Annotated in this window: 21 protein-coding genes and 1 pseudogene; 16 read left to right on the top strand and 6 right to left on the bottom strand. The window is 38.8% G+C overall.

From position 1 onward, the window contains the following. Positions 1-30: 30 nt before the first annotated feature. Both VK91_RS21355 and VK91_RS21350 read right to left on the bottom strand, forming a co-directional pair. Positions 31-1,227 (bottom strand): class I SAM-dependent rRNA methyltransferase, encoded by a 1,197-nt coding sequence (locus tag VK91_RS21355; protein ID WP_048395705.1) that lies wholly within the window; start codon positions 1,225-1,227, stop codon positions 31-33. 62 nt (positions 1,228-1,289) lie between these two features. After that, positions 1,290-2,207, bottom strand: a complete 918-nt coding sequence (locus tag VK91_RS21350; protein ID WP_048395703.1) for an alpha/beta hydrolase — start codon at positions 2,205-2,207, stop codon at positions 1,290-1,292. Positions 2,208-2,367: 160 nt separating this feature from the next. Here VK91_RS21350 and VK91_RS21345 point away from each other — a divergent pair, with 160 nt between their 5' ends. Beyond that, a complete protein-coding gene (locus VK91_RS21345; protein WP_048395701.1) occupies positions 2,368-2,844 on the top strand; it encodes a dihydrofolate reductase in 477 nt (158 codons plus the stop codon). A gap of 43 nt (positions 2,845-2,887) precedes the next feature. Here the strand turns inward: VK91_RS21345 and VK91_RS21340 are convergent, their stop codons facing one another. After that, positions 2,888-3,523 (bottom strand): hemolysin III family protein, encoded by a 636-nt coding sequence (locus VK91_RS21340; RefSeq protein ID WP_048395699.1) that lies wholly within the window; start codon positions 3,521-3,523, stop codon positions 2,888-2,890. A 275-nt stretch (positions 3,524-3,798) separates the two neighbouring features. On the opposite strand from VK91_RS21340, the gene VK91_RS21335 reads away from it, so the two are divergent. The 5 genes from VK91_RS21335 to msrB all read left to right on the top strand — a co-directional run bounded on the left by VK91_RS21335 (position 3,799) and on the right by msrB (position 7,525). After that, entirely contained in the window at positions 3,799-4,641 is an 843-nt protein-coding gene (locus VK91_RS21335; RefSeq protein WP_048395696.1) for a DegV family protein, read from the top strand. Between the two features lie 401 nt (positions 4,642-5,042). Then, complete coding sequence (locus tag VK91_RS21330) at positions 5,043-5,972, top strand: GDSL-type esterase/lipase family protein (RefSeq protein WP_227744879.1); 930 nt, start codon at positions 5,043-5,045, stop codon at positions 5,970-5,972. Positions 5,973-5,976: 4 nt separating this feature from the next. Further along, the gene (locus tag VK91_RS21325; RefSeq protein WP_048395694.1) at positions 5,977-6,558 is read left to right on the top strand and encodes a YpmS family protein; all 582 of its coding nucleotides are present in this window, start codon (positions 5,977-5,979) and stop codon (positions 6,556-6,558) included. 12 nt (positions 6,559-6,570) lie between these two features. Beyond that, a complete protein-coding gene (gene msrA / locus VK91_RS21320; RefSeq protein WP_048395693.1) occupies positions 6,571-7,104 on the top strand; it encodes a peptide-methionine (S)-S-oxide reductase MsrA in 534 nt (177 codons plus the stop codon). Next, on the top strand, positions 7,097-7,525 hold the full coding sequence (msrB, locus tag VK91_RS21315) for a peptide-methionine (R)-S-oxide reductase MsrB (protein WP_048395692.1): 429 nt from the start codon (positions 7,097-7,099) through the stop codon (positions 7,523-7,525). Before msrA ends, msrB begins: the two co-directional genes overlap by 8 nt. Before the next feature lie 421 nt (positions 7,526-7,946). Here the strand turns inward: msrB and VK91_RS21310 are convergent, their stop codons facing one another. Beyond that, positions 7,947-9,788 carry a methyl-accepting chemotaxis protein gene (locus tag VK91_RS21310; RefSeq protein ID WP_048395690.1) on the bottom strand — a complete coding sequence of 614 codons (1,842 nt, stop codon included), beginning with the start codon at positions 9,786-9,788 and terminating at the stop codon, positions 7,947-7,949. A 248-nt stretch (positions 9,789-10,036) separates the two neighbouring features. Between VK91_RS21310 and VK91_RS21305 the strand changes: the two genes are divergently transcribed. Together VK91_RS21305 and deoD are read left to right on the top strand one after the other, a co-directional pair. Continuing rightward, the gene (locus VK91_RS21305; RefSeq protein WP_048395688.1) at positions 10,037-10,255 is read left to right on the top strand and encodes a YozE family protein; all 219 of its coding nucleotides are present in this window, start codon (positions 10,037-10,039) and stop codon (positions 10,253-10,255) included. 111 nt (positions 10,256-10,366) lie between these two features. After that, positions 10,367-11,074, top strand: coding sequence for a purine-nucleoside phosphorylase (deoD, locus tag VK91_RS21300; protein ID WP_048395686.1), 708 nt, complete (start codon positions 10,367-10,369; stop codon positions 11,072-11,074). A gap of 106 nt (positions 11,075-11,180) precedes the next feature. On the opposite strand, the gene VK91_RS21295 is transcribed toward deoD, so the two are convergent. Continuing rightward, entirely contained in the window at positions 11,181-12,224 is a 1,044-nt protein-coding gene (locus VK91_RS21295) for a beta-propeller fold lactonase family protein (protein ID WP_333880817.1), read from the bottom strand. Positions 12,225-12,628: 404 nt separating this feature from the next. After that, positions 12,629-12,811 carry an N-acetyltransferase gene (locus tag VK91_RS23125; protein ID WP_231595758.1) on the bottom strand — a complete coding sequence of 61 codons (183 nt, stop codon included), beginning with the start codon at positions 12,809-12,811 and terminating at the stop codon, positions 12,629-12,631. Between the two features lie 314 nt (positions 12,812-13,125). Here VK91_RS23125 and VK91_RS21290 point away from each other — a divergent pair, with 314 nt between their 5' ends. The 8 genes and pseudogenes from VK91_RS21290 to VK91_RS21250 form a co-directional block, all read left to right on the top strand. Continuing rightward, the gene (locus VK91_RS21290; protein ID WP_048395680.1) at positions 13,126-13,578 is read left to right on the top strand and encodes a hypothetical protein; all 453 of its coding nucleotides are present in this window, start codon (positions 13,126-13,128) and stop codon (positions 13,576-13,578) included. 104 nt (positions 13,579-13,682) lie between these two features. Then, complete coding sequence (locus VK91_RS21285; protein WP_048395679.1) at positions 13,683-14,057, top strand: hypothetical protein; 375 nt, start codon at positions 13,683-13,685, stop codon at positions 14,055-14,057. Between the two features lie 8 nt (positions 14,058-14,065). Then, complete coding sequence (locus VK91_RS21280) at positions 14,066-14,569, top strand: NUDIX domain-containing protein (RefSeq protein ID WP_048395678.1); 504 nt, start codon at positions 14,066-14,068, stop codon at positions 14,567-14,569. Between the two features lie 71 nt (positions 14,570-14,640). Next, the gene (locus tag VK91_RS21275; RefSeq protein WP_048395677.1) at positions 14,641-15,195 is read left to right on the top strand and encodes a hypothetical protein; all 555 of its coding nucleotides are present in this window, start codon (positions 14,641-14,643) and stop codon (positions 15,193-15,195) included. 232 nt (positions 15,196-15,427) lie between these two features. Next, positions 15,428-15,805 carry a hypothetical protein gene (locus VK91_RS21270; RefSeq protein ID WP_231595757.1) on the top strand — a complete coding sequence of 126 codons (378 nt, stop codon included), beginning with the start codon at positions 15,428-15,430 and terminating at the stop codon, positions 15,803-15,805. A 691-nt stretch (positions 15,806-16,496) separates the two neighbouring features. Then, entirely contained in the window at positions 16,497-16,904 is a 408-nt protein-coding gene (locus tag VK91_RS21260; protein ID WP_369700630.1) for a GNAT family N-acetyltransferase, read from the top strand. Positions 16,905-17,024: 120 nt separating this feature from the next. Next, positions 17,025-17,657, top strand: coding sequence for a DUF2306 domain-containing protein (locus VK91_RS21255; RefSeq protein ID WP_048395672.1), 633 nt, complete (start codon positions 17,025-17,027; stop codon positions 17,655-17,657). Positions 17,658-17,837: 180 nt separating this feature from the next. Beyond that, a pseudogene (locus VK91_RS21250) lies at positions 17,838-18,070 on the top strand (hypothetical protein); the annotation flags it as partial.

Below are 18,070 nucleotides of genomic sequence, written 5' to 3'. Positions count from 1 at the left end.
GAATCACACCTTGGTGTGATTCTCAATTGGTTAGTCGATTTTCTGGATGAACACGACCTTCAGATAATTAAATTCAGGGTATTCACGTGGTACACGGAAATCCTTCGGTAAACCGTATTCCTCGACAATTTTATAGCGTGTACGAGTCTCTTTAAAGGCTTGGTCAATAAAGCCTTTGAACTTTTTCATGCCAAAGCTGGCATTATTTGTGGAAGCCACGATGATGCCGTTTTTAGCGGTAATGGCAATCGTGTCCTTTAGTAATTTAGGGTAGTCCTTTGCCGTTGAAAAGGTCATTTGCTTCGTACGTGCAAAGCTAGGTGGGTCTAATACGACAAGGTCAAACTGTAAAGCATGGCGTTGTGCATATTTAAAATAATGGAAGACATCCATGACTTTTATATCCTGTGCCTCATAATCAATATGATTGACACTAAATTGCTCAATCGTTTTGGCTAGACTGCGCTTTGCCACATCTACACTCGTTGTCTTGATGGCTCCTCCTAGAGCGGCTGCCACAGAAAATGCTCCTGTATAGGAAAATGTATTCAGCATGTCTGTATTGTTGGCATAACGCTCACGAATAGCCAATCGTACCTCACGTTGATCGAGGAAAATCCCTGTCATGGCGCCATCGTTTAAATGCACCGCATAGGTCATACCATTTTCCTTCACCATGATAGGAAATTCTCCTGGCGTGCCCATTACAAAATCATCTTGCTCGATATATTGTCCTTTGCTATCAAAGCGTTTTTTCTCATAAATCGCTTGGTAGTCTACTGTCTCAGCAAGCGCCTCATACACCACTTCTTTAAATGAATAAATGCCCTCACTATACCAGCTTACCATGTAGTAGCTGTTAAAAAAATCAATCGTAAGACCGCCGATGCCATCTCCTTCACCATTAAACACACGAAAGGCTGTTGTGTTTTCATTGCTAAAAAATGCAGCACGATTGTCGATGGCTTTTTTAAATTTTTTTATAAAAAAAGCTTTATCAATTGTTTCATTCGTATCGGTCGTTAGCACCCAGCCAATCCCTTTGTTTTGGATGCCGTAGTAACCTGTTCCAATAAAACGGTTATGATGATCCATGAGCCTGAGGAGTGTTCCTTGCTCAGCAGGTAAACGTCGTGCATCAACCGCATCCTTTGAAATAAGTGGGAAGCCTTTTTTTAATTGATCAGAAAAGGGCTGTTGTATTTGTAGAGCTATTGTTTGTGTCATAGTGTCATCCTTTAAAAAACGTTTTGCTCTATTATCGCACTGTTTGCGCGGGATAGCCAAACTTATTTCAGGAATTGCGCAATTTTTGTCACGGTTTCAATTGTTGCTTCTTCAAAATAATTCATTTTACTGAAATAACTATGGATTAAACCTGGCATTGTAATATGTTCCACTACCACACCAGCAGCCTTTAACTTTTGTGCATAGCTTAGACCCTCATCAAAGAGAACATCTGCCTCTGCAGCTATAATGAATGTTTTCGGCATGTTACGGACTTCCTCTAGCTGAAGAGGGGACACAAGTGGATTTGTGAAGTTTGCTTCCTCTGTATAGTGATGAGAGAACCACTGCATGGCTTGTGTATCTAAGCCGTAATCTTCACCATATGCCAGATAAGATACTGTTGAAAAATCGACATTTGTGACAGGATAGATGAGTGTTTGAGCGTGTAACGATGGTCCCTCGAGTGCAGTAGCTAAGTATGCAACTACAGTAGCCAAATTTCCGCCAGCACTGTCCCCAGCAACTGATAATCGACTTGCATCGCCACCTAAGGCTTCCATATGATCGTGCACCCATACTAAGCTATCGTAGGCATCATGTAAGGGTGTTGGGAAAGGATATTCAGGTGCTAAGCGGTAATCCACTGATACCACAATCGCCTGTGCCTGGTCTGCTAATAACTGGCAGCCTGCATCGACAGATTCTAGATTGCCATAGACCCAGCCTCCACCATGATAATAAACAATAACAGGTAAAGTTTTGCCGAGGACGGGCGTATAAAGCCGAACTTTAATTTGTTCGCCATCTCGCACTGTAATTTTGTGATCCTCAATGGATGCTAGCTTTGGTTTGTGTGCAGATTGCCATTGTGTAACCGTCCGCATGGCTCTCGCTTCCTGAGGTGAAACTTTGTAATAAGGTGTACCAGTACGCTGAGCTTCTAGATATTGAACAGCTTCTTTTCTTAAAGTTATCATCTTCATCATTCCTTTATTGAGAGGTTTGTTATTCCTATTATAAACTATTCATATAATTTTACTAGGATTTAGGTGTAACAAATGTTTATTTATTTAAAAATAGGTGAAATAAGCGCATTATGTTTATAATAAAAGGGACGAAAGTATTTGGAGGGACAGTATGATTTCTTTAATTGTGGCACATGATGACAATCACGTCATCGGATATAACAATGGGATGCCTTGGCATTTACCTGGGGATCTGCAGTATTTTAAACAAAAAACAATGGGCAAGCCTATGATTATGGGACGTAAAACATTTGAATCCATCGGTCGACCACTTCCAGGGCGACGCAACATCGTCATTACACGTGACGAAAACTATCAGGCAGAAGGCATTGAAATTGTGACTAGCTTGGAAGGTGCTTTAGCGCTAGCTGGAGATGTACCTGAGGTGATGATTATTGGCGGCGAGCAAATTTTCCGTTTAGTGATGGAGATGGCTGATCGCTTGTATATCACAAAAATTAATCATGCCTTTCAGGGAGACACCTATTTCCCGAGCTATGAGCATGATTTTGTTCAAGTCTCTTCAGAGGAGCCTGAAACAGCACCAGAAGGTTATACATTCCAATATCAAATTTTTGAACGTAAATAGACGAAAAAGCAATCGCTCCCTTCACAATGAGCGATTGCTTTTATTATAGATAAAAATAAACACACGCATACATGGAGGCACAGCCAGCTAGCACAAAGAGATGCCAGATTGCATGGTTAAAGGGCAGAGAGCGCCATGCATAAAAGATGGCTCCAATCGTATAGAATAGCCCACCTGCTAGCAGTAAAGCAAAGCCATGTAAACCTAAATACAGATAAACGGGCTTAATGGCAAATATAATTAACCAGCCCATGCCAATATAAAAAATTAATGAAAGTACTTCAAAGCGATTAATAAAGAAACATTTAAACAATACACCAAGCACAGCCAATGACCAAATAATACATAGTAGCGTCAATCCAAGGGAACCACCAACGGCAATTAATAAAAACGGCGTATAGGTGCCGGCAATTAAAATATAAATGGACGAATGGTCCAAAATAGCGAAAAAGTGTTTATATTTTTCTGGCATACTGTGTAGTAATGTAGACATTAAAAACAGAATGATGACAGACGCACCGAAAATGCTGAAGGTTGTAATATGTAGGGCATTTCCTGTTTGTACGGCTGCTAACAGTAGAACAACCAGTGCTGGAATACTAGCAATGAAACCAATACCGTGTGTTATGGCATTCCACAGCTCTTCCCTCCATGATTTATAGTCAAATGAATCAACCATTTGAAACACTCCTTTCGTTCATACATTTACTATACCCCAATAATTTATAGATGAACATTTACATTTGTCATATAGTTCATATCAAAAATGTCATAAGCCTGTCATATTCTTTGAGGGGCATTGATAGACAAGAGGTAGGTGAAAACGCTATAGTATCCAAGGTAGCGTTTACATGCTAGCTAGGACAGAGCTTTGCCTAATGACAAATGTCATGTTTACATAATGATTCATTAGTCTATATAATAAATTTTAATGAAGTAAAAGGATGTGTCGAAGTGAGACGAATTCATATAGTAACGGACTCAACTTGTGATTTAACAAAAGAAGAAGTAGCACAACATGGCATACATATCGTGCCTTTAACGATTCAAATTGATGGTCAAACATATACAGATGGAGTGGACTTAGAGCCACAATCTTTTTTAGGCTTAATGAAAAATGCAAAAAATTTACCGAAAAGTTCACAACCAGCACCAGGTAAATTTAAGGAAATATATGATGAGCTCGGTAAAGATGGCGATCAAATTATCTCCATCCATATGACTGGTGGTATGAGTGGCACAGTAGAATCAGCTCGTCAAGCAGCTCAAATGACAGATGCCGATGTGACAGTCATTGACTCACGCTTTATCGCGATTGGTTTAGCTATCCAACTACGAGAGGCCATCCGCATGCGAGATGAAGGCGCCACTGTGGAGGACATCGTGACACGTTTAGAAAAGGTACGAGACAATACACATTTATACGTTATTGTAGACACGCTCGAAAACTTAATCAAAGGCGGTCGAATTGGTAAAGGCACAGGCTTTATCGGTTCTCTCCTAAACATCAAAGTCATTGCCAACCTTGAAGGTGGCGTATACAATCCTGTGTCAAAGGTACGTAGTCATAAACAAGTAGTTAATTTTTTATTTAAACAATTCCAAGCAGATACAGCTGGAAAAACAGTTAAGGCAGTCGGCATTTCCCATGCAGATGGCCTAGTAACGATGGGCAACCCATTAAAAGCGCTTATCGAAGAAACTGGCTTTAACGATGTTGAAATTGCCTTTACATCTCCAATCATCTCGACACACACAGGTCCAGGAGCAATTGGTTTTATTTATTTTGCAGAATAACAGGAAGGAGCTACTACATAAGTAAATGTAGTGGCTTTTTTATTATGCGTGGATCACCTAGCAGGATGAGCGGATTATTCAAAGATGAGCAGTTTTTGTTTAGCTGTGATCAGTTTTCAACTAACTATGAGCTTGAGCGGCTTCAATTTAATAGTGATCGTGTTGAACAGTAGCTTCAATCAAACAGTGATCACGTTGCCACCAAAAATAAATCAGACATCCTACTAATTATCATCCCTTCTGCATAAAGGCACACTGTATAAACACACATTTTTCCATACATACACCTGAGGAAATTTGGCAAGCACACAAAATTATGGAGAACTAAGGGGAAGTCACTTTTCATTGCGGCATGAACTATTCTATAATAGAAGTAATAGAAAGGGATGGAAGGTGGTCAAATGGACATTTGGCGATTTATGTTGTCATGTTTGACCGTCTTTGTACTAAGTGGTTGTGCAATATCAATCGATGAACCGAATCCGCAAGCAGAACCTGAAGGTGAGCAAGCAGGAACGGAGCAAGATATACCGCAGGATGAGCAACAAACAGAAGATGAGGAAAAAACATCTAAGAATATGTTGACGCAAATTTTTGAACATTTTTTTGAGCCATCAGCAGAGGATTTATCGCAAATTGATGAAGAACAAGCAAAGCAACTACATTACTTGGCACTGGGAGATTCGTTGACAGATGGTGTCGGTGATGAGTATAGTCAAGACGGTTATGTTGGAAGATTAGCAGATTCATTGCTCGCATGGCCTTCGATTTCGGATGTAGAGGTTGATAATCGGGGCAAACGTGGCAGACGCAGCGATCAGCTACTAAAATTAGTGAAAAAAGGGCATTATGATGAGGAGCTGCAAGAAGCACAGCTAATTTCCTTAACAATGGGTGGCAATGATGTCATGAAGGTCGTCAGGCAGGATTTATTTAACCTGAAACGTGATGCTTTTGATAAGGAATTACTGGCATACAAGGAACGTTACAGCAAAATCGTAGAAGGCATTCGTGCTAAAAATCCGACAGTGCCCTTATTACTCATTGGTTTTTACAATCCGTTTTCGATTGTAACCAATGAGGCGAATGAATTTGATACGATTATCACAGAATGGAATAATGTGATAGAGGAAGTAGCCAGCAAGGATTCCAATGCTTGTTACGTATCAGTAGAAGATTTGTTTGATTCAAATGAAGAGCTCGTCTATCATACAGACTTTTTCCACCCGAATGCAAAGGGGTATGAAAAAATGACAGAGCGTATACTAGCAGCAATGGAGCAGTGTGGTATGGAAAAAAAGATTAACAAGGCAATAGGCTTCGAGGAGTGACAAAATGAATAAATGGAAAGTCGCGTTTTTCGCCTTAGCGGGCACAGTGCTTTTTGCAATCCTCCTCGTCGTTTTTTTAGCAACTAGACCAGTGGATGGCGTCCATGTTGCGAAGAGTTCAGCAGGTGAAAGTGAAAGCAAAGGAAATGTACTCGTGGTGCAAACCACAACAAAGGAATTAGAATCGATCTCAAAAAAATACCTAAAGGATGCAGCGAAAGGCTCACCTTTACCACTTGATTTCACAATTGGGGATGATATTCAACTACGTAGCACACTGACGGTATTCTATACGGAAATCCCCATTTCCATGAATTTTGATCCTATTGTGGATGACAAGGGGAATATTATTTTAAAACAGACAGGCATGAATGTAGGGTTATTAAACATTCCACCAGAAACGACAATGAAAATCATGCGCGATTCGGTGGAATTTCCCTCATGGATTACCGTGAATCCGAATAAAGCAGAAATATATATTGATTTATCGCGCATTAACATTGCCTCTGGTTCACGTGTACGTGCTAAAGAGTTGGACTTACCAAAGGATAAAATCTTATTGGAAATTATTGTTCCTGGTGAATAAGGAGTGAAATAAATGACAAAGCAATATGCAACATTTGCGGGAGGCTGTTTTTGGTGTATGGTCAAGCCCTTTGACGAAACACCTGGGATTGATTCCGTAATCTCAGGCTATACAGGTGGACATGTTGTAAATCCTACCTATGAACAGGTTTGCTCGGAAACAACAGGGCATGTGGAAGCTGTACAAATCACATTTGATGATGAGTTATATAGCTACGAGCAGCTACTTGCGATTTATTGGACTTTAATTGACCCAACAGATGCAGGGGGTCAATTTTACGACCGTGGAGAATCCTACACAACGGCCATTTTTTATCATAACGAAGAACAGCGTGAGCTAGCTGAACGTTCAAAGTCAGATTTACAAGCGTCTGGCAAGTTTGATAAACCAATTATGGTAAAAATTTTACCAGCCACTACGTTTTATCCGGCTGAGGATTATCATCAACAGTATTATAAGAAAAATCCAATGCACTATGAGCGCTATTCGATTGGATCAGGTCGTCGAGCGTTTCAGGAGCAACACTGGGGGAACAAACATGAATAAGGAACAACGTTTAAAAGAACTAACAGAGATGCAATACTATGTCACACAGGAAAATGGCACAGAGCCACCATTCCGTAATGAGTTTGATGACCATTTTGCAGAAGGTATCTACGTAGACATTGTGTCTGGCAAGCCTTTATTCAGCTCACTCGATAAATACAACTCAGGCTGTGGCTGGCCAGCCTTCACAAAGCCGATTGAAAAAGAACAGGTAACCGAGCATTTCGATACATCTCACGGTATGCGTCGTGTGGAGGTACGCAGCAAAGAAGCGGATTCGCATCTAGGACATGTCTTCCCAGACGGCCCAAGTGAGCAAGGTGGCTTACGCTACTGCATAAACTCAGCAGCGCTTCGATTTATCGCAAAAGAAGATTTAGAAAAGGAAGGCTATGGCGAATACCTAGCACTATTTAAATAGTAAAAACCTAGCAAGGTAGCTCCTTGCTAGGTTTTTTTATGGTCAGGAGAAACAGCAGATTAGAAGGATAGAAATCTAAAAGTGGAGGATAAACCTAAAAAAGTAGCAGATAGCATGCTGAAAGTGAGGGATAGCCCCGCAAATTAGGGGGATAGCTCTCAAATAATTGGATAGAAATCTGAAAGTGGAGGATAAACCTGAAAAAGTAGCGGATAGATTGCTCAAAGTGAAGGATAGCCCCGCAAATTAGGGGGATAGCCCTCAAATAATTGGATAGAAATCTGAAAGTGGAGGATAAACCTGAAAAAGTAGCGGATAGATTGCTCAAAGTGAGGGATAGCCCTGTAAATTAGGGGGATAGCCCCGCAAAGTTAAGGGAGAACCAATAAAAAATTGGTTCTCCCTCTCTCTTTCAGTTCGCTTAAACTTTAAACTCGCTTACGAGGTTGCGTAGGCTATCTGCTTGTTGGGCAAGCTCAGTGGCTGCAGCGTTGATTTCCTGCATGGAGGCGGAGCCTTGTGTGGCTGCTGCCGCAGATGTCACAGTGTTGGCCGCGGATTGTTCTGCGTAGGCATTGACATGAATGAAGTCACTTGCCACCGCATTGCTATTTTCAAGCGTTGTCGCAATTTTATCCACCATGGCCGCGATGATTGACGTTGTTTCTTCGGTATGCGATAAAATGTTGGCTAAGGATTGATTTGTTTCGTTTGTTACTTCAACGCCTCGGATGACCGTTGTCACACCCTCGTGATTTTGAGCAATAATGGATGTGACCTCATCTTGGATGGATGTGACAATCGATGTTACCTCTTTCGCTGCACTTTGGGATTGCTCTGCAAGTTTGCGAACTTCATCGGCTACGACAGCAAAGCCTCGTCCATGCTCACCAGCCCTTGCCGCTTCAATCGCCGCATTTAAAGCGAGGAGATTCGTTTGCTCAGAAATGGCCGTGATCGTACCAATAATAGAGGTAATATCCGCAGATTTACGACCTAACGCCTCCACAGTAGATGTTGTAGAAGCCATTGTTTCTTCAATGGATTGCATGACGAGTGATGATTGCTCCACAGAGCGGCTACCTTCATCGGCTGCTTGCTGCATGGCGATAGAGGCACGATGGACAGCACTCGCTTGCTCATTTAATTGATGCATTGAATGCTCTAAGTCGCTCATTTTTTGCTGCGCACTATTCATACTGGAAATCGTATTGTCACTATCACTCGCAATATCTGCTGTCGCATCCGCAATATCCTGAATTGTACGCGCATTTTCATCTGCTAAGGACATTAGCTCCTGACTGCTGCTTGATACATGATCCGCCAACTCACTTACGCGTCGAATTAAGTTAGAAATCGACTCAATTAACGTATTTGTCGAGGCTGCAATAGTCGAAAATTCATCACGATTACGCACATTTACACGTCTTGTCAAATCGCCTCCTGCTTGTGCAATATCAAGGATAGAGTCATTAATCGCTTGTGTATTACGTTTTAATGATTTAAATAGCATAAAGCCAAAAATTACAATCGCTAAAAAGCCAACGATTGAAACGAGAAAGAATGTAGTGATAGAAATATTTACCTGCTGGTTAAGCTTGTCTAATTTTGTTTTATTGGAATCGTCCATGACAGTATTAATTGTCTCAATGTTTTGATCGATATGTGTTTTCATTGTTTCCCCAGTAGCACCCATCATCAGTTTACGAGCCTGCTCAAGACCGAGCTCATCACGCATTGTCATGACTTTATCTGAATAATCAAGGTAATTTTTATAATATTGCTCGATTGCCTGCATATGACCGAGTTCCACTTGGCGATCTTGAAATTGATCTTTCAAAGCGGCTAGCTTTTTATTAATGGTATCTATTTTTAAATGATAAGAAGTAGAATAAATGCCGTTACCCGTAATTAAATACGATTGCTCTAAATTGGTCAGTCTAGCAATCTCATAGGCAAGTTGATTCACCGTTAGTTGCTCCTGCACATTTTTCTTTGTGAAATCTTCCATTTGGTGCTGCAAGTTTTGTATATTGATATAGGACAATATACCCATAATACCGTTAATTACAATAAGAAGTGCAAACATAATAAGCACTTTACCCCGAATTAAATGGTAAAAACGTTGTCGTTTTTCTTTAATAGGAGGGGGATTTTTCCCAGTTTCCCTTTGTGTAGAAGCTTTCCTCTTCTTAAAAAAGCTAAAAGTAAAGAGAGACGGGCGTTTTTTCGCTGTACCATGGGTTTTTTTAGTCTTTTTCATCGCCATCACCTTCCTATTTTTTAAATAATCGATTTCAATTTTATCTTATTTTGCTAGATTTTTCTATCTTTATTTCTAAAAATTAAAATTTTTCAGATAAAATAACTATGACAAAAGTCAGTATCGACCATGAAAATAGTTCTAAAATCATAAGTGGGTAAAATATAGTAGTAGTGGAATTTATGACGAATGCTATTTTTTTTGATACACTAGCGAAAAGCCAATGCATAAAAAGGGGAATTTGTTCGATGAAGAAAAGTTTTTATTTATATGTCCTAACCTATCGAGGTGGCGATTGGTCTGATCCTAAAGTACGCTTTGCAGAGGAAGTGTTTCATGAGCATAATTTTCCAAAGCAGAGCACAGACTTTAATGAGTTGTCCGACTATATAGAAACCTATGCAACGGAAAACCTAACAATCCAGACCTTTGATACTTTGTGGACACTTTATGAGGAACAAGCATAATTGTACGAAAACTATAAATAATTTTGTAGTTGCTAGACGTCTAGCATTGCGTAAATGACAGAAACACAGTATTATTTATAGTGATAACTGACAGAAAAGAGGGATTGCAGTATGAGTATTCATATTAATGCAAAAAAAGGTGAAATCGCTGACACAATTTTACTTCCAGGAGATCCATTACGTGCAAAATACATTGCGGAAACATTTTTAGAAGATGTAATTTGCTACAACGAAGTACGTAATATGTTCGGATACACTGGTACGTATAAAGGGAAACGTATTTCTGTACAAGGAACTGGTATGGGTGTGCCATCTATTTCAATCTACGCAACAGAATTAATGCAAGAATATGATGTTCAAAAATTAATCCGTGTAGGTACTTGTGGTGCAATTCAAAAAGATGTAAAAGTACGTGACGTGATTTTAGCGCAAGGAGCAACATCTGATACACGTATGAACCAAATTATTTGGGGTGGTGCTATCGATTTCGCTCCAATCGCTGACTTTGATCTTTTATTAAAAGCATACAATGCAGGTAAAGATGCGGGTCTTAACTTACAAGTAGGGAATATCTTCACAGCGGATTTATTCTACTCAGATGAACACCAAAACGAAAAATTAGCTCAATACGGCGTACTAGCGGTAGAAATGGAATCAGCAGCTCTTTACACATTAGCGGCAAAATTCGGCCGTAAAGCACTTGCTGTTCTAACAGTAAGTGACCATATCATCACTGGTGAAGTAACGACAGCTGAAGAACGTCAAACAACATTCAATGACATGATCGTGGTCGCTTTAGACGCAGCGATTCAAGACTAAGCTAACTTTAGCCATAATTAACTTTATAAAGAATGCAGGCAACCGACAAAAAACAGCCCATTTTCTAAGATGGGGTGGAAGTAGTCGGTTGCTTTTTTTGGTGTAATTATAGACAGATTGTTCCAGTTTTGATACCAGTCGGCCCGTTAAATCCTGGGATTGTGGCAATTACCATGTTTGTTGCTATGTCGATGACAGACACCGTATTGTCTACTTGATTTGTTACATAGGCAAAAGTACCATCTGGCAAGATGGTTACTTGGTCTGGAGATGCACCTACAGGAATAGTTGCAATCACCGTATTGGTGGCTGTATTGATGACAGATACGGTATTATTGCCTTTATTCACAATGTAAACAAGCGTTCCATCAGGGGTAATCGCTGTTCCTACAGGTCCTGTACCAATAGGAATGGTAGCCACTACTGTATTGGTAGTGGTATTAATAACCGATACGGAATTGCTATTTTCATTTGTCACATAAGCAAATTGCCCGCTTGGAGTCAAAACAATGGATCTAGGACGAATTCCCACAGGGATTGTAGCAATCACCGTATTGGTTGCAGTATTGATAACAGATACTGAATTAGAATTCTCGTTGGCAACATAAGCAAACGCACTGTTTGGCGTAAAGGCAATACCTTGAGGTTGTAGCCCTACTGGAATAGTGGCTGTTACGGTATTGGTGGCTGTATTAATGACCGATATAGTGTTCGATCCGTGATTGGATACATAAGCAAGTGTTCCATTTGGTGAAATGGCGACACCAAGGGGGTCAATGCCTACAGGAATGGTAGCGATTGGCAAGTTTGTGGCAGTGCTAAAAACCGTTACATTATCCGAGAAGAACGCTGGAACATAGCCAAAAGCACCATTAGGTGTAATCGCTACTTCTAACGGAGCAGATCCTACTGGAATGGTAGCGACGATTGTGTTTGTTGCGGTATCGATCACAGAAACTCTATTATCAGGCGTTGCGAGCTGCCCAGCATCTGTCACATAGACGAGATAATGACAACTTGGTGGTATGGGTAAAAATGGCGGCTTACATTTACAACGACAACAAGGACAACAACAGCGACAATGACAATTTGGATTTGACGTAAACTTGAATTTTTGAAAATATTTATGTTCTTTCCCCACACAGGACATCCTTTCAGTCATATATGGCTACTTTATGCGTAAAGAGCTAGGCTTGTTGTACGTTTACCTAGCCATTCTCTTTTACCATTTTTACTTGTTATTGGAATAGTTCTAAACTTCTGAGTACGGTTCTTCTAAAAAATGCAGTATGATGAAACTAAAAAGCATAGGAGACATGAAGATGTTTAGCTTGATTAAAAATGATATAAGATTCATTGAAATTGAATATGAGCTTCGTTATAAGGGATCTTCGAAAACATTTTCCTGATTTGACGATAAAAATCAATTTTATTACATTAGCTTTCCAATAGCTTCTTCGATATCTTTTCATTCGTACACTAACTCTTTTAACACTTTCCTACCAATTGTAATTTCTAAGCTTCGCCCCATAATGTTCATAAAAATAACGTGTTTTATTCTATAGCTAAGACTTCGACAAATATAGTTTGGTAGTTCTTTTGATGAAAGCAATGAAAGATTTCCTTCAGCAATTGTTTTCCTATCCCTTTTCTGTGATAGTTTTCTAAAAGATAGAGCGTTTCTACATACTTGGAATGGGGAAGGGTTTGAGTCTCTACTTGCAGATGTGAAGCCAATAATGTCGTCTAATTCATTTTCAGCTACTAGTATATACTTCGTTTTGTCGGCAATTTCTTGTGTCCATAATTGCGTTTTTGTTCGTAGGATAATTTACTTAAATATTTTGCTGGCACAATATGCTTATAGGTTGTTCACCAACTATCAACATGTACTTTTCCAATACCTTTCGCATCTTTATAGTTGCCTTTCTAATGATCAAATTTATCACCTCCTATTAAATCTTTATAAACAGAATGATAACATCTTCTATAGTTTATTTACTTAATAAGGTAAAATATGAAATATATAGGTTTATAGAGGAGGTATATTTTTGAAAAATAAGTATATGTGTACGATTAAAATTAATTTAGAGGGTGGTGATATTCAATTTGATGTGTCAAATGATGAACAACTATTTAGTTTTAGATCTGGTTTAGCCTTTATAGCCATCCCACGATTTTTCTCCACGCTCACCAGTTTTTATCAAGGTAATACAAATGAAGTAAAAATAGATTGTCACGGAAACTATGATTACTATATTTTTTCCAGCGATGGTGAATACATATTAATTGAACATAAAAGTCATTATCCTATCGAAAGAATATTTAATGATCAATTTTCTCTTAAGGGGTATATGGAGGCTATAGATCAAGGCTTCAAGAAATATTTGGAGCAGTTAGAGAATGAAGGAATCTTCCCATTGGAAAATCATGCATTTGCTGATCCTTTAGGAGAAGATGTTTTAAATGCTTTCTATAACTTTTCTTCATTATTAAAAGCTTGAAGAGCAATGAAAAAAATAAAGTATGACCGCTTCAAAATAGAAGCTCTATTTTACAGATAAATTTTAGCAGCCGATTCTTAACCAGACAAGGAGGAGGGTGAACCTTGAAAAAAATAGGTTTACTAATAGCAGCTCTTTTCGTAGTAAGTGGGGTCTTTATTGATAGCAATAAATTATTATACCCTCCTTTGCCAATCGATTCCCTTACACCAAAGGAAGCTATACAAAAATTAAATGCATCCCCCTTTGATTTAGTGGCGCTCTCCAATGATAAGAAGGCAACTTGGTACCTTACAGCCATTTCAGCTAGGGGCATACAGAAGGTGGACGAGGACATTCAGCAAATGATGGCTAATGAAGGATGGGCATTTCTTGAAAAAGAGGGGAGCGGGTTATTTTTCGAAAAAAATGGGGAACGTTCCATTGTGACAACGGAAATGTGGACGAAGCAGTATGTGCTTGTTCAAATTCAGAAATGAGATGCTCTATGGAAGTATGGGATATTTACGATAAAAATCGCCAAAAAACAAATAAGCGTCATGTGCGAGGGACAAAATTAGCAGCTGAAGATTACCATATCGTTGTGCACGTATGGATTCGCAATAACAGGGGAGAATTCCTTTTAACAAAAAGACATCCCAATAAACATTATCCTCATTTATGGGAATGTCCAGGAGGCTCTATAGTAACGGGTGAAAGCAGTTTGGACGGGGCTATTCGTGAGGTGGAAGAGGAAATAGGGATATCATTATTGAGGACCAATGGACAATTAGTAAAGAGTGAACGACGTAATTGTTTCAATGATTTTTATGACGTTTGGTTATTTGAGCAAAGCTTTGAAATTAGTGACATCAAACTTCAGGAGGAGGAAGTGACAGCAGTTCAATGGGTCACAAAGCCAGAGCTTGAAAAGATGCTTCACGCGAATAACGTAGTACCGACACTTCGCTACTTTACGTCCATTTTTAACGATAAGACTACGCCATGTTAGTGTTATGTGTCAGCATAATTCTGATTCTGTAGGTTAACCTATACCTAAATAGGTTAGAGGAGCGGTAAAATGTGACTAAGCGTATTCTTATTGGACTAGCTTTATTTACGTATGTTTCCATTTTTAATTTGGTTTTTGCAAAGGACAGTGATTTGCCACAACCTCTTGAAGAATTTCTTCCTGAAATCGGCTATAAAACAGTAGAAATAGCCGTAAAAGAGTTCGAACACCACTATAATAAAGAGCTGAAGCTACCCCTACGAGTACCGCCAATCAGCTTTACGCATCACTTTGGAAGGTTTAGTGATTTAGAAGGAGAAATGAATGATCAGCTGGAGGTGGTAATGATCAGTGATCAATTGACACAAAATCATTTCAAAATCAAGGTTCGACCAATTCAGCATAAAATGTCATTTGAAAAATATAAAACAGATGTATTTAAGTTGAAAAATGGCAGTGAGGCAGCCTATATTGAAAATCCACGAATTGGTTTTCATTTACTCGTGTTTGAAAGAGACAATTGGCAATATGTCTTTAGTATTGATCGAGATGTGGCAGATCAAGTAACGGCTGAAGTCTTGATTGATATTGCTAATTCAATTGATTATCCAAAGCAAAAGTATTAGCCCCTCTAATTTTTATTCTTACTGTTCAGTTCCTCTCGTAATTTCTTTAGTTCCTCCGTTTGCTCCAAAATAGAATTGTTAACTCGTCTAATCGAATCATATATAGCAAAAATCCCGGCAAAAATAAGAATGATAACTAATAAATCCATTGTGCACCTACTTTCTATTTATACAATGATTGTAACAGGAATTTCCAAATGTTCGAAGAATTAGTTAGGTGGAGGTGCTTGTCATGCAGAGATATGTTTATCATATGGTTCCAAGGGAAATGGTGGGTCTTGAGCTTATGCCATTAAATAGGTTAGGGGCATTATTTCCACATTTATATGAACGATATTCGAAAAAATATTTTGATCATCCTGAGAGACCGAAATTATTCATGAAAGAAATTCCTCACTTAAATTGCTTGTGGAATGATGTTGTTCATTTCCTACCAATCCATCCTAGTCATCTATATAAGGCTTTAACAGAGCTTGGTATTGCAACGAGAGAAAGCCTAATGTTTTATCAAATTCCAATCCAAAAACTAGCGGTTAATCGTAATGCGATGTACCTGTATTCCAAGGAACACTATAAAGGGCAGCAGGGGCAATTGCTGCAGAGGATATAAAACTACTGTCGTTACCTGATTATAGAGAACTAGAACAGCTACCATCAGCAACAGTAGACTATTTCCAAACGGAGAAAGAAAAAGGGAAGAACTTTGGGCTTTTTGCGTATATTCCGCATCTCTTCAGCTTAGGCAATGTCAACGTAGATGAAGCGGAAATCATTACATGGAATCACTTCAATCCTAGCTGAGGTGGAAAAAGAAATAGGGTATGCCGAGTAGTTGGCTACCCTTAAATGTCATAATTTCTTCCTCCTACTCATTAGCTATGATTTCTATTAGACTGTCGAAATACTAGTTGAAGCAAATAGACAATCAATCGAAAAATGAGTAGATAAATAAAAGCTTCAATCAAGCTTGTTGCTAGTATCATTACATAACGACCGAAATCTTCTAATTCATGAAAAGTATATGTTTGTATGTGCCAATCAAAAAATAATGCTTTGTAACTCGTCCCCAAAAAGATGGGTATGAAAAGTAGCCAATAAAAGGGCGGTAAACTAAATTTATAGCCTTTAGCCAGCAAGGTACACCCTCCCCATTTTTTTAGCCATCATAACATAAAAGAAAATATTTTAGTATATTATGGAAGTATTAAATGATAATACAAATACATTATTTACAATTATAGTAATTTAAAGGTATTATTAGTAAGTTGAGATGATGTCCAGAAATGTAGAAGTCCATGAAAATGATCCATTCAAGCAAGATACATCCCGATGTGAAAACATTATTATCCTATGCTACTTCCGAAAAGAAAGTGGATAGGGAATATCCATTGTATATCGAAAATCCTGAAAGAGTGTTGTATGGCTATACCATCGAGCAAGATTTAGTCGGTTGTATAGGAATCGTTAAAGGAGAGGCAAATCGCTGTGAAATTAAACATATTGCCGTATCGCCCGTTTTTCGTGGAAAGGGCATTGGACGTGAGATGATTCGGTATGTAGAAGAACATCATGCTTTTTCTTCCATTTATGCAGAAACAGATCAAGAAGCCGTCCTCTTTTATAAAAATCTCGGCTTTCACATTACAAGTTTAGGAGAAAAATACCCTGGAGTGGAGCGTTTTGGCTGTCTATTAACCTGCACTATCTAATGGTCAATTCGTTGTACTGTCGATAAACGTCCACTTATATGCTTTTTACGCCCTGTTATTTGTCTGTGTTAAAAGATCGGAGATTTGAATGGTACGCTAACATAGAAAGGAGCTATAAAAATGAAACAAAAATTGTGGTGGATTGTATGTGGCTTGGCATTGTTCATAGCAGGCTATTCGGTTGTTCAATATTTACTATTCGATGCACGGCAGGCGGGATTTGTTCAATTAAAGCTTATGCTTAGTGCAACATTGCATTCATTTTGGTATATCATGCTCTATATACATATTGTATTCGGTATATTAGCCCTCGTCATCGGTCCTTTTACGTTGTCATCAAAGTTACGAGAGAAAAATGTGAAACGCCATAGACTACTAGGCAATATCTATATGGTTAGTATTTTGTTTGGTGGCTTGGCAGGACTTTATTTAGCGCTGAACGCAACAGGGGGATGGGTAGCACAGCTAGGCTTTGCTTTATTAGCCATAGGGTGGCTTTTCACCATGTTTCAAGCGCTGGTCCATATTAAAAAAAGAAATATCCAAGGCCATCAGAAATGGATGCTAAGAAATTATGCTTTAACCTTCGCAGCTGTCACATTACGAATTTGGCTCCCTTTGTTTACGGTAGTATTTGGCTTTGATAATTTTGAGTATAGTTATGCCTCTATCGCTTGGCTATGTTGGGTGCCAAATTTAATCGTGATGGAATGGTATATCCAGCAGAAACTCCCTAAATTTGCAGCTTACTGAGAAATGGCAAAGACAAATGGATATTGTTGAAACATATTATTGAGCATTGGGTTCTACATGGCCTAATGTTCTTTTTATTTTAAGATACATAGTTAATTCATTCTAATATTCTAGGTACATTAATTATCTCAATAAGTAGACTTTTGAATATGATAAAAAGGGACAGGAGGTGAAGTCGCATTGAGGTTTAGTTACAATCGTAATTTTGATAATTTTAAATGTGATGCAAAATGTAATTATCCAATGAAATATAAATGTAATGAATTTGGGTGTAATGGCTACCCATATGTTTATGGTATTGAGGATCCAATCGGTGTAACAGGAGCAACAGGAGCTACTGGTGCTACAGGAGCACAAGGTCCCCCAGGAGCACCAGGACCTCAAGGAGTAGCAGGAGTAACGGGAGCACCAGG

Source organism: Lysinibacillus sp. LK3 (assembly GCF_001043675.1).
GTDB classification, from domain to species: domain Bacteria; phylum Bacillota; class Bacilli; order Bacillales_A; family Planococcaceae; genus Lysinibacillus; species Lysinibacillus capsici.
This window is presented reverse-complemented; position numbering and strand designations above follow the sequence as displayed.

Excerpts from the sequence above, each read along its gene's own strand:
- VK91_RS21345 (WP_048395701.1), top strand. The coding sequence starts at position 2,368 with ATGATTTCTTTAATTGTGGCACATGATGACAATCACGTCATCGGATAT.
- VK91_RS21280 (WP_048395678.1), top strand. The coding sequence starts at position 14,066 with ATGGAAGTATGGGATATTTACGATAAAAATCGCCAAAAAACAAATAAG.
- VK91_RS21270 (WP_231595757.1), top strand. The coding sequence starts at position 15,428 with ATGCAGAGATATGTTTATCATATGGTTCCAAGGGAAATGGTGGGTCTT.
- VK91_RS21295 (WP_333880817.1), bottom strand. The coding sequence starts at position 12,224 with ATGTCCTGTGTGGGGAAAGAACATAAATATTTTCAAAAATTCAAGTTT.
- VK91_RS21305 (WP_048395688.1), top strand. The coding sequence starts at position 10,037 with ATGAAGAAAAGTTTTTATTTATATGTCCTAACCTATCGAGGTGGCGAT.
- VK91_RS21255 (WP_048395672.1), top strand. The coding sequence starts at position 17,025 with ATGAAACAAAAATTGTGGTGGATTGTATGTGGCTTGGCATTGTTCATA.
- VK91_RS21355 (WP_048395705.1), bottom strand. The coding sequence starts at position 1,227 with ATGACACAAACAATAGCTCTACAAATACAACAGCCCTTTTCTGATCAA.
- VK91_RS21310 (WP_048395690.1), bottom strand. The coding sequence starts at position 9,788 with ATGAAAAAGACTAAAAAAACCCATGGTACAGCGAAAAAACGCCCGTCT.
- VK91_RS21325 (WP_048395694.1), top strand. The coding sequence starts at position 5,977 with ATGAATAAATGGAAAGTCGCGTTTTTCGCCTTAGCGGGCACAGTGCTT.
- VK91_RS21340 (WP_048395699.1), bottom strand. The coding sequence starts at position 3,523 with ATGGTTGATTCATTTGACTATAAATCATGGAGGGAAGAGCTGTGGAAT.
- msrB (WP_048395692.1), top strand. The coding sequence starts at position 7,097 with ATGAATAAGGAACAACGTTTAAAAGAACTAACAGAGATGCAATACTAT.
- deoD (WP_048395686.1), top strand. The coding sequence starts at position 10,367 with ATGAGTATTCATATTAATGCAAAAAAAGGTGAAATCGCTGACACAATT.
- VK91_RS21350 (WP_048395703.1), bottom strand. The coding sequence starts at position 2,207 with ATGATAACTTTAAGAAAAGAAGCTGTTCAATATCTAGAAGCTCAGCGT.
- VK91_RS21260 (WP_369700630.1), top strand. The coding sequence starts at position 16,497 with ATGATCCATTCAAGCAAGATACATCCCGATGTGAAAACATTATTATCC.
- msrA (WP_048395693.1), top strand. The coding sequence starts at position 6,571 with ATGACAAAGCAATATGCAACATTTGCGGGAGGCTGTTTTTGGTGTATG.
- VK91_RS21330 (WP_227744879.1), top strand. The coding sequence starts at position 5,043 with ATGGACATTTGGCGATTTATGTTGTCATGTTTGACCGTCTTTGTACTA.